This window comes from Micromonospora sp. NPDC003944, assembly GCF_053605225.1.
In genome coordinates this window covers 1-9,976 of record NZ_JBSGIV010000116.1, presented here as the reverse complement: position 1 = coordinate 9,976, position 9,976 = coordinate 1, and the positions used below count along the sequence as shown (strand labels likewise).

Here is a 9,976-nt window from a genome sequence, read left to right as displayed (position 1 = left end):
GCCCCGACCTCCATGAGAGGAGGCCGGGGCAGCGCCGATGCGTACGTCAGCTGCAGCCGCTCGTGGAGCCGCAGCCCTCGCAGACGTAGCAGCTACCGGCGGGGCGCATCTTCGTACCGCAGGTGAAGCAGAGCGGTGCGTCGGCGGCCTTGCCGATCACGGCCTCCAGCAACTCGGTGCTGGAGCCCACGCTCGGGGCCGGCTTGGCGGCGGCCACGTCGGCCATCTCCTGGGCCGGCTGGGCGAGCGCCTCCGGCTTGGCCGGGGCCTCGACCGGCGCGGACGACGCCATCGCGGTGAGGTCGGCACCGGTAACGGCGGCGGCAGCCTCCGCGTCGGCCTCGGCCCGCAACTGCGCGGCCCGCTCCGAGGCGGTGAAGATGCCCAGCTCGGCGCGGCGCTCGTAGGGCAGGAAGTCCAGAGCCAGGCGACGGAAGATGTAGTCCATCACCGAGGCGGCCATCCGCACGTCCGGGTCGTCGGTCATGCCGGCCGGCTCGAAGCGCATGTTGGTGAACTTGCTGACGAACGTCTCCAGCGGCACGCCGTACTGCAGGCCGATGCTGATGGCCACCGAGAAGGCGTCCATCACGCCGGCCAGGGTCGAGCCCTGCTTGGACATCTTCAGGAAGACCTCACCGAGGCCGTCGTCCGGGTAGGACGACGCGGTCAGGTAACCCTCGGCGCCACCGACGGAGAAGCTGACCGTCTCGGACGGGCGCTTCTTCGGCAGGCGCTTACGCACCGGCCGGTACTCGATGACCTTCTCCACCGCGGCCGGCGCGGCCGCTGCGGTCTCGACGGCCGCCGGCTCGGTGGCCTTGTTGGACTTGGCCACCGAGAGCGGCTGGCCGACCTTGCAGTTGTCCCGGTAGATCGCCAGCGCCTTGAGGCCGAGCTTCCAGCCCTCGAAGTAGATCTTCTCGACGTCCTCGACGGTGGCCGCCTCCGGCATGTTGACCGTCTTGGAGATGGCGCCGGAGACGAACGGCTGGATTGCCGCCATCATCCGCACGTGACCCATCGGGGCGATCGTCCGCTCACCCATGGCGCAGTCGAAGACCGGGTAGTGCTCCGGCTTGAGGCCCGGGGCGTCCACCACGTGGCCGTGGTCGGCGATGTGCTCGACGATCGCCTCGACCTGCTCCTCCGGGTAGCCGAGGCTGCGCAGGGCACGCGGCACCGTCTGGTTGACGATCTGCATCGAGCCGCCGCCGACGAGCTTCTTGAACTTGACGAGCGCCAGGTCCGGCTCCACGCCGGTCGTGTCGCAGTCCATCATGAAGCCGATCGTGCCGGTCGGCGCGAGGACGCTCGCCTGCGCGTTGCGCCACCCGAACTTGTCACCGATCTTGTTGCCCTGGGTCCACTGCTTGGTCGCCTCGCGGACGATCGCGGTGGCCACCGGGCTGGTCGGCTTGATCTCGTCGTTGGCCGCGGCGTGCTTGCGCATGACCCGCTTGTGCGGCTCCGCGTTGCGGGCGTAGCCGTCGTACGGGCCGACGACGCCGGCCAGCTCGGCCGAGCGGCGGTACGCGGTGCCGGTCATCAGGGACGTGATCGCCGCGGCGACCGAGCGGCCCTGCTCCGAGTCGTAGGGCAGGCCGGAGGCCATCAGCAGGGCGCCCAGGTTGGCGTAGCCGATGCCGAGCTGCCGGTAGGCGCGGGACGTCTCACCGATCTTCTCGGTCGGGAAGTCCGCGAAGCAGATCGAGATGTCCATCGCGGTGATGACGAACTCGACGGACTTGACGAACTTCTCCACCTCGAAGCTGCCGTCGGCGCGGAGGAACTTCATCAGGTTGAGCGACGCCAGGTTGCACGAGGAGTTGTCCAGGTGCAGGTACTCCGAGCACGGGTTCGACGCGGTGATCCGCCCGGTCTCCGGGCAGGTGTGCCAGTCGTTGATCGTGTCGTCGTACTGCAGACCGGGGTCGGCGCACTCCCAGGCGGCCTGGGAGATGGTGCGGAACAGCTTCTTGGCGTCGACGGTGTCGATCACCGAGCCGTCCAGCCGACCGCGCAGGTCGAAGCCCTTGCCGTTCTCCACCGCCGACATGAACTCGTCCGAGACGCGGACCGAGTTGTTGGCGTTCTGGTACTGCACGCTGACGATGTCGGAGCCGCCGAGGTCCATGTCGAACCCGGCGTCACGCAGCGCGCGGATCTTGTCCTCCTCGCGCGCCTTCGTGACCACGAACTCCTCGATGTCCGGGTGGTCGACGTCGATGATGACCATCTTGGCCGCCCGGCGGGTCGCGCCACCGGACTTGATGGTGCCGGCGGAGGCGTCCGCGCCGCGCATGAAGCTGACCGGGCCGGAGGCGGTGCCACCGGAGGAGAGCAGCTCACGGGACGAGCGGATCCGCGACAGGTTGACCCCGGAGCCGGAGCCGCCCTTGAAGATCAGCCCCTCCTCCTTGTACCAGTCCAGGATGGAGTCCATCGAGTCGTCGACGGCCAGGATGAAGCAGGCGCTGACCTGCTGCGGCGACGGCGTGCCGACGTTGAACCACACCGGCGAGTTGAAGCTGAACACCTGGTGCAGCAGCATCCAGGTCAGCTCGTGATCGAAGATCTCGGCGTCCGCCGGGCTGGCGAAGTAGCCGTACTCCTCACCCGCCGTGCGGTAGGTGGTGACCACCCGGTCGATCAACTGCTTGAGCGACCACTCCCGCTCCGGGGTCCCCACCGCGCCCCGGAAGTACTTGGTGGTGACGATGTTCGCCGCGTTGACGCTCCACGACTCGGGGAACTCCACCCCGCGCTGCTCGAAGTTGATCGAGCCGTCCCGCCAGTTCGTCATCACGACGTCGCGGCGCTCCCAGCTGACCTCGTCGTACGGGTGGACCCCCTCGGTCGTCCACACCCGCTCGATCTTCAGCCCCGCGCCTGCCTTGTTCCGTGAACGGCTCGTTGTCACGCCGTCGCCCCCCTCGTCTGCGCGGTCACCCACCGCGCGTCCCAATCGCTCGAAAAACAGTGAAGATTCAGCTGGTACGGCCGGCGGCCTCGACCGCGTCGGCCCGGCCCTGCTCCCGGGCCCGCGCCGCGGCCCGCAAGGTCTCGATCTCGCGCTCGAAGTCGGCGAGCGAGTCGAAGGAGCGGTAGACGCTGGCGAACCGCAGGTAGGCGATCTCGTCCAGGTCGCGCAACGGGCCCAGGATCGCCAGGCCCACCTCGTGACTGGGGATCTCGGCGGCCCCCTTGGCCCGGACGGACTCCTCCACCCGCTGCGCGAGCAGCGCGAGCGAGTCGTCGTCGACCGGCCGGCCCTGGCACGCCTTGCGCACCCCGCCGATGATCTTCGTGCGGCTGAACGGCTCGGTCACCCCGCTGCGCTTGACGACCGCGAGGACCGCCTCCTCGACGGTGGTGAACCGCTTGCCGCACTCCGGGCAGGACCGTCGCCGTCGGATGAGCTGGCCGTCGTCGGCCTCCCGCGAGTCGACCACCCGGGAGTCAGCGTGCCGGCAGTACGGACACCGCATCGCGCACCTCCTAATCGTGATCAACCACGTCGTACCGGGCGCACCCGGGCACGACTCACCACGGCGGTGCCATGCGCACACAGCGCCCGCCGTGATCAACCTTACGGGAGTGCGGTCGGTAGTCAGACCCAACCTGTAGGCAACTTACGCCCGTGTCACTACTACATCTAGGGGTCGACCGTATGTCGCCGGGGAAGCCGGGTCAAGTTGGCCGGCGTGTCCGGCGCGTCACGGACCATCCGGTCAGCCACCGTCCCCGCAACGCGCCCGAACACCCAACGCCACCGCCCCGACCCGATTACCGGCCAGCCGACCGGGACCAGCCGCGAAACGGTCGACCATCGAACACCAGTTCTACCTGACGTACCATTTATCAGAACATCCGTACGACCAGAGCCCTTTTTCACCCCGACACGCCGGAGTAGGTCGTACAGATGTTTGAAAATGACTGATCTCACCTATACGGTCATGAACAACGTGGCACCACCGCACGCACCACGAGCCGACGAGGCACCCAGCGCCGACCAGGGAGGACGGACGTGACCGAGGACCGGGCCAGCCGGCCGAAGAGCCCGCAGCAGATCACCGAGGCGGGCCCCCCGGCCACCCGACGCCGCAGCGCCGCGCGCAGCCGGACGGGCCAGCCCGCCGTGCGCCCGGTCACTCCGGTGGTCAGCGCCTTCCCCGATCCGGCGACAGTCGACCTGACCGCCCGTCAGCGCCGCATCCTGGAGTTCATCCGCAACTGGGTGGAGCGGCACGGCTACCCGCCGAGCGTCCGGGAGATCGGCGAGGCGGTCGGCCTGGTGTCGCCGTCAAGCGTCGCCTACCAGCTCAAGGAGCTGGAGAAGAAGGGCTTTCTGCGCCGCGACCCGAACCGGCCGCGCGCGGTGGACGTCCGCGCCCCCAGCGAAGCGATCGACGACGAGCTGTCGCGGGCCCAGCGGCCCGCCCCGGCGTACGTGCCGATGCTCGGTCGGATCGCCGCCGGTGGGCCGATCCTCGCCGAGCAGGCTGTGGAGGACATCTTCCCGCTCCCCCGCGAGCTGGTGGGTGAGGGCGAGGTCTTCATGCTCCAGGTCAAGGGTGACTCGATGCTCGACGCGGCGATCTGCGACGGCGACTGGGTGGTCGTCCGGCAGCAGCCGACCGCCGACTCCGGCGAGATCGTGGCCGCCATGCTCGACGGCGAGGCGACGGTGAAGACCTACCGGCGGCGCGACGGGCACGTCTGGCTGATGCCGCAGAACCCGGCCTTCGACCCGATCCCCGGCGACGACGCCACCATCATGGGCCGGGTCGTGGCGGTGCTCCGCCGGATCTGACCGATCGGCGGGTGGGTGCCGTCGGCGCTCACCCGCACCGCCCAGCAGGGGCGGGGTGAGCGCCCACTCAACGCCGATCAGTAACGGTCGCCCCGGTGACCGCGACCGCCCCCGGGATACTGGCCGTACGGGTCGACGGGCTCGTCGTCACGTCGGCGACCGGGACGCTGACCCCGCTGGTCGGGCTCCTGCCCACCGCGCCTCGGTGGCTCAGCACGACCGGCGCCGGGCTGGCCGCCGTCGCCGCCGTAGACGCCGCCGCCGGGACGACCACCGCCGCCCTGCGGACGACCACCATTACCGCCCTGCGGACGACCACCGCCCTGGGTGCGACCGCTGCCCTCGGGACGTCCACCGGCCGGTGGACGACCGCCACCTCCCTGGGGACGACCACCGGCGCCGGCCGGAGGGCGACCGCCGCCGCCATACACACCGGCACCGCCGCCGTCCGGTCGGGGCGCACCATAGCCGCCGTCAGCCGGGGCCGGCCGGCCACCGCCGTACACGGCACCACCTGCCGGGGCCGGAGCACCGCGACCCGCCCCGCCCGCCGGTGCCGGACCACCGCGACCGCCGTAGACCGCGCCACCGGCCGGCGCGCCGCCTCCGTAGACACCACCCCGCCGGTCATCCTCGGCCGGGAACCCGTCGACGGCCCGGCCCGCGCGCGGGCCGAACGGCTCGCCGTCCGGGTCCGAGGTGTCGGATTCGTCAGCGGTCGGCGGCCGACGACGGGCGCGAACAATGCCGAAGATGCCGGCGGCGACCAACAGCAGGCCGATCAGCCCGACCGCGCCGACCAGATACGTGATGTCGTCGAGGCTCAGCCCGTCGGTCCAGGACTTCGAGGCGGCCGGCTTGCCGCCCTCCTCCGGCCCCAGTGGCGCGGCGGTCGAGCTGGACGGGGCGTAGCTGAGGATGTCCAGCGGCTCGTCCTCGGCGAACCGGCCCGCGTCGGAGACGGTGAGGAACGACTTGCCGTCCGGGGTGTAGCTGATCGCCTCGCCGAACGGGTCCGCCAACGGCGTCACCCGCGGCTTGCCGCTGGTGAGCGCACCCACGATGTCGCCACCGGTCACGTCGAACTCGAAGGCGTCCGCGTAGGTGCGCAGGACCACCCGTGAGCCGTCCGGTGCCCGGGACGCGCCGGTGATGGCGATCCGGCCGAAGGTGTTGAGGGTGTTCTCCGTCTGGGTCTTCGGCAGCGTGAGCTCGCCGGCCTTGCGCATCGGCACCGGGTCGGTGTCGCCGCTCTTCAGGGCCGCCGACGGCGTGTAGATCTCCGCCTTGCCGCTTGTCACCTTGGTGATGATCAACGGCTTTCCGTCGTCGCCGATCAGCAGCGCCTCGGCGTCGTGCGGTTTCGCCTCCGGGTAGGAGAGCCGGTGCAGCGTCGGCTGCTTGGCTCCGGTGACCGGCATCGACCAGAGCGCGACGCGGCTGCGGCGCTCCTTCGAGTCGGGGTTGTCGCCGGTGTCGGCGATCCAGAGGGTGCGGCCGTCCTTGGACAGGGCGAGATCCTCGGTGTCGAACGGACCCTGCCCCGAGTAGCGGACCGGCTCCTTCGAGATCTTGCACTTGCTGTCGAGGAAGAAGACCCGCTTGCGCTCCGCGACGTCGGTGCCGTCGTTGATGACGATGTAGCCACTCTTGGTGGCGACCAGCCCGGACAGCTCCCGTAGGCGCTCGTCGGTGATCGTGCACCGCTTCTGGCCGGCCTTGGCGGCGGGCGGCCCGGACGACCCAGGGGCGGGAGCCGCCACGGCGACTCCGGCGAGCGCCACGGTTGCCCCGAGCAGGCCGAGGGCAACCGTGACCGAGGAAACAACGCGGCGCATTCGGCCAGTGTCGCATGCCGCGCGTTTCCGGTGGATGACGCCGGGGCCGCTCAGGATCGGCTGCCGGCCGCCTGCTCCTGTCGCTGCACGTCGAACGCCACAAGCTCGGCGGCCAGCTCTGCGCCGACACGGACGTGCAGCAGGGTGCCCTCCGGGAGGTGCGACGTGCTGAGCACCTCGCCCGTGCGGTGCGCCCGGGCCACCAGGTCACCCCGGTCGTACGGAAGCACGGCCCGGACCTCCACGGCCGGGCTCGGCAGCCGGTCCTCGATCGCCGCGCGCAGCCCGTCGATGCCCCGCCCGGAGTGCGCGGACACGAAGATCGCGTCCGGCCAGAGCCGCTTGAGCCGTAGCAGCGTGTCCTCGTCCGCCGCGTCGGTCTTGTTGACCACCAGCAGCTCGGGGAGCCGGTCCGCGCCGACCTCGGCGAGCACCTCGTGCACCGCCCGGACCTGCTCCTCCGGATCCGGGTGGGTGCCGTCGACGACGTGCACCACCAGATCCGCCTCCGCGACCTCCTCGAGCGTCGAGCGGAACGCCTCGACGATCTGGTGCGGCAGGTGCCGGACGAAGCCGACGGTGTCGGAGAGGGTGTAGAGCCGCCCGTCCGAGGCGGTGGCCTTACGGGTGGTCGGATCAAGGGTGGCGAAGAGCGCGTTCTCCACCAGCACGCCCGCACCGGTCAACCTGTTGAGCAGGCTGGACTTGCCGGCGTTGGTGTAACCGGCGATCGCCACGGCGGGCACGGAGTTGCGGGTGCGTCGGGCACGCTTGGTCACGCGTACCGTCTTCATGCTCTTGATCTCGCGCCGCAGCCGCGAGATGCGGTGCCGGATGCGTCGCCGGTCGGTCTCCAGCTTGGTCTCACCGGGACCACGGACACCCACACCGCCGCCGGCGCCGCCGCCCCGGCCGGAACCACCTGTCTGCCGGGAGAGCGTCTCACCCCAACCGCGCAGCCGGGGCAGCAGGTATTCGAGCTGGGCCAGCTCGACCTGCGCCTTACCTTCCTTGCTCTTGGCGTGCTGGGCGAAGATGTCGAGGATCAGCGCGGTGCGGTCGACGACCTTGACCTTGGTGCGCTGCTCCAGGTTGCGCAGCTGCGACGGGGACAACTCACCGTCACAGATGACCGTGTCGGCGCCGGTGGAGAGCACCACCGCGCCGAGGTCGTCGACCTTGCCGCGGCCGATGTACGTGGCCGGGTCGGGTCGGGTACGACGTTGGATGAGCCCTTCGAGCACCTGCGAACCGGCGGTCTCGGCCAGCGCGGCGAGCTCGGTCAGTGAGTTTTCCGCGTCCGTGACCGTGCCTTCGGTCCAGACGCCCACCAGGACGACCCGCTCCAGCCGCAGCTGCCGGTATTCCACCTCGGTGACGTCGGTGAGCTCGGTCGACAGGCCCGGGACGCGTCGGAGGGACTGCCGCTCCGACAGCTCCATCTCGCCAGTGGTGACGTCGTCGAGCTCGTCCTCGACGGGGACAAAGCTCTCCTGGTCTCGCAAGCGGTTCTCCTGTCCGTTTTGATAAGTAGAACGTAATCCTGACATGACACAACGCCGAACGCACCTGCTATATGCCCATGGTGAAGGTCGCCAAAAGTGGGGGCGAATGCTGGTCGGCGGCGACAACCCGGTAGAAATGCGGGCGGCGGCCGACCGGCCGCACAGCCGTTACGGAGGGATCCCGTGGCCATCACCCGACTGCCGAGCGCCGGATTTTCGATCACGATCCGGATCGCCGTGACCGCGGACGCCTCCTCGATCGGCCGGCTCACCACCTCCGTCGGCGAGGCCGGGGCGATCGTCACGGCGCTTGACGTGGTGGACTCGGACCCGACCCACGTGATCGTCGACCTGACCTGCGACACCGCCGACGCCGGTCACGCCGACCAGGTGGTCGAGGCGCTGACCGCGCTTGACGGCGTGGACGTGCGCAAGGTGTCCGACCGGACCTTCCTGCTGCACCTGGGCGGCAAGATCGAGGTGACCTCGAAGGTCGCGCTGCGCAACCGTGACGAGCTGTCCCGCGCGTACACCCCGGGGGTGGCCCGGGTCTGCATGGCGATCGCGGAGAACCCGGCCGACGCCCGGCGACTGACCATCAAGCGCAACACCGTCGCGGTGGTCAGCGACGGCTCGGCCGTGCTCGGCCTGGGCAACCTCGGCCCGGCCGCGTCGCTGCCGGTCATGGAGGGCAAGGCCGCGCTGTTCAAGCGCTTCGGCGGGGTGGACGCCTGGCCGGTGGTGCTCGACACCCAGGACACCGACGAGATCGTGCAGATCGTCAAGGCGATCGCGCCGGCCTACGGCGGCATCAACCTGGAGGACATCGCCGCGCCGCGCTGCTTCGAGATCGAAGCCCGGCTGCGCGAGGCGCTCGACATCCCGGTCTTCCACGACGACCAGCACGGCACCGCGATCTGCGTGCTGGCCGCGCTGACGAACGCGCTGCGGGTGGTGGGCAAGCAGCTCCAGGACGTCCGGGTCGTGGTCTCCGGGGCCGGCGCGGCCGGCACCGCGATCATGAAGCTGCTGCTGCGCCAGGGCGTCGGCGACATCATCGCGTACGACCGGGAGGGCGCCCTGCACCGCGGGCTGACCGGGCTCAACTCGGCGTGGCAGTGGCTGGCGGAGAACACCAACAGGGAGAACTACTCCGGCGACCTGCCCGGGGCGATCCGGGGCGCCGACGTGTTCATCGGAGTCAGCGCACCGAACCTGCTCACCGGCGACGACATCGCCCAGATGGCCAAGGACTCGATCGTCTTCGCGCTGGCCAACCCGGACCCGGAGGTCGACCCGCGGGAGGCGCGCAAGCACGCCGCGGTGGTCGCCACCGGCCGCTCGGACCAGCCGAACCAGATCAACAACGTGCTCGCCTTCCCCGGGGTGTTCCGCGGCATGCTCGACGCGCACGCCGAGGAGTTCACCGAGGAGATGGCCATCGCGGCCGCCCGGGCCATCGCGGACGTGGTCGGCGAAGAGAAGATCAACCCGACGGTGATCGTGCCGAGCGTCTTCGACTCCCGGGTCGCCCCGGCCGTCGCCGCCGCCGTCCGCGCCGCCGCGCACAACCCCAGCCCGCTCCCGGCCGCCGACCCCGGCCCGGCCGACCTCCCCGAGATCGCGGCCAACGCCAGCGCCACCCCGTAAACCCGCCGTTGGTGATCAAGAGGTTTGCGTCAGGAATCGCGCTGATTCTGACGCAAACCTCTTGATCAACTAGCCCTGGAGACGCCGCTGAGGACCGACCTCGGCGCCAAGGTCAACCACCTGACCGCGTACCCGAGCAACCGCAGCGTCCGGGTGCCCAGCGGGGC

6 protein-coding genes are annotated in these 9,976 nt (G+C 70.4%); 2 read left to right on the top strand and 4 right to left on the bottom strand.

Translation table 11 applies throughout. The features are described 5' to 3' along the window. Positions 1–46: 46 nt before the first annotated feature. Both ACWER9_RS31095 and nrdR read right to left on the bottom strand, forming a co-directional pair. A complete protein-coding gene (locus ACWER9_RS31095; protein ID WP_452305204.1) occupies positions 47–2,956 on the bottom strand; it encodes a vitamin B12-dependent ribonucleotide reductase in 2,910 nt (969 codons plus the stop codon). A 34-nt stretch (positions 2,957–2,990) separates the two neighbouring features. Continuing rightward, entirely contained in the window at positions 2,991–3,491 is a 501-nt protein-coding gene (gene nrdR, locus ACWER9_RS31090; protein WP_145784926.1) for a transcriptional regulator NrdR, read from the bottom strand. Between the two features lie 539 nt (positions 3,492–4,030). Between nrdR and lexA the strand changes: the two genes are divergently transcribed. Further along, on the top strand, positions 4,031–4,816 hold the full coding sequence (gene lexA, locus ACWER9_RS31085; RefSeq protein WP_452305203.1) for a transcriptional repressor LexA: 786 nt from the start codon (positions 4,031–4,033) through the stop codon (positions 4,814–4,816). A gap of 77 nt (positions 4,817–4,893) precedes the next feature. On the opposite strand, the gene ACWER9_RS31080 is transcribed toward lexA, so the two are convergent. After that, complete coding sequence (locus ACWER9_RS31080; RefSeq protein ID WP_452305202.1) at positions 4,894–6,654, bottom strand: hypothetical protein; 1,761 nt, start codon at positions 6,652–6,654, stop codon at positions 4,894–4,896. Between the two features lie 50 nt (positions 6,655–6,704). Next, entirely contained in the window at positions 6,705–8,159 is a 1,455-nt protein-coding gene (gene hflX / locus ACWER9_RS31075; RefSeq protein ID WP_452305201.1) for a GTPase HflX, read from the bottom strand. Between the two features lie 183 nt (positions 8,160–8,342). On the opposite strand from hflX, the gene ACWER9_RS31070 reads away from it, so the two are divergent. After that, positions 8,343–9,809, top strand: a complete 1,467-nt coding sequence (locus ACWER9_RS31070) for a malic enzyme-like NAD(P)-binding protein (protein WP_452305200.1) — start codon at positions 8,343–8,345, stop codon at positions 9,807–9,809. Positions 9,810–9,976: the final 167 nt, after the last annotated feature.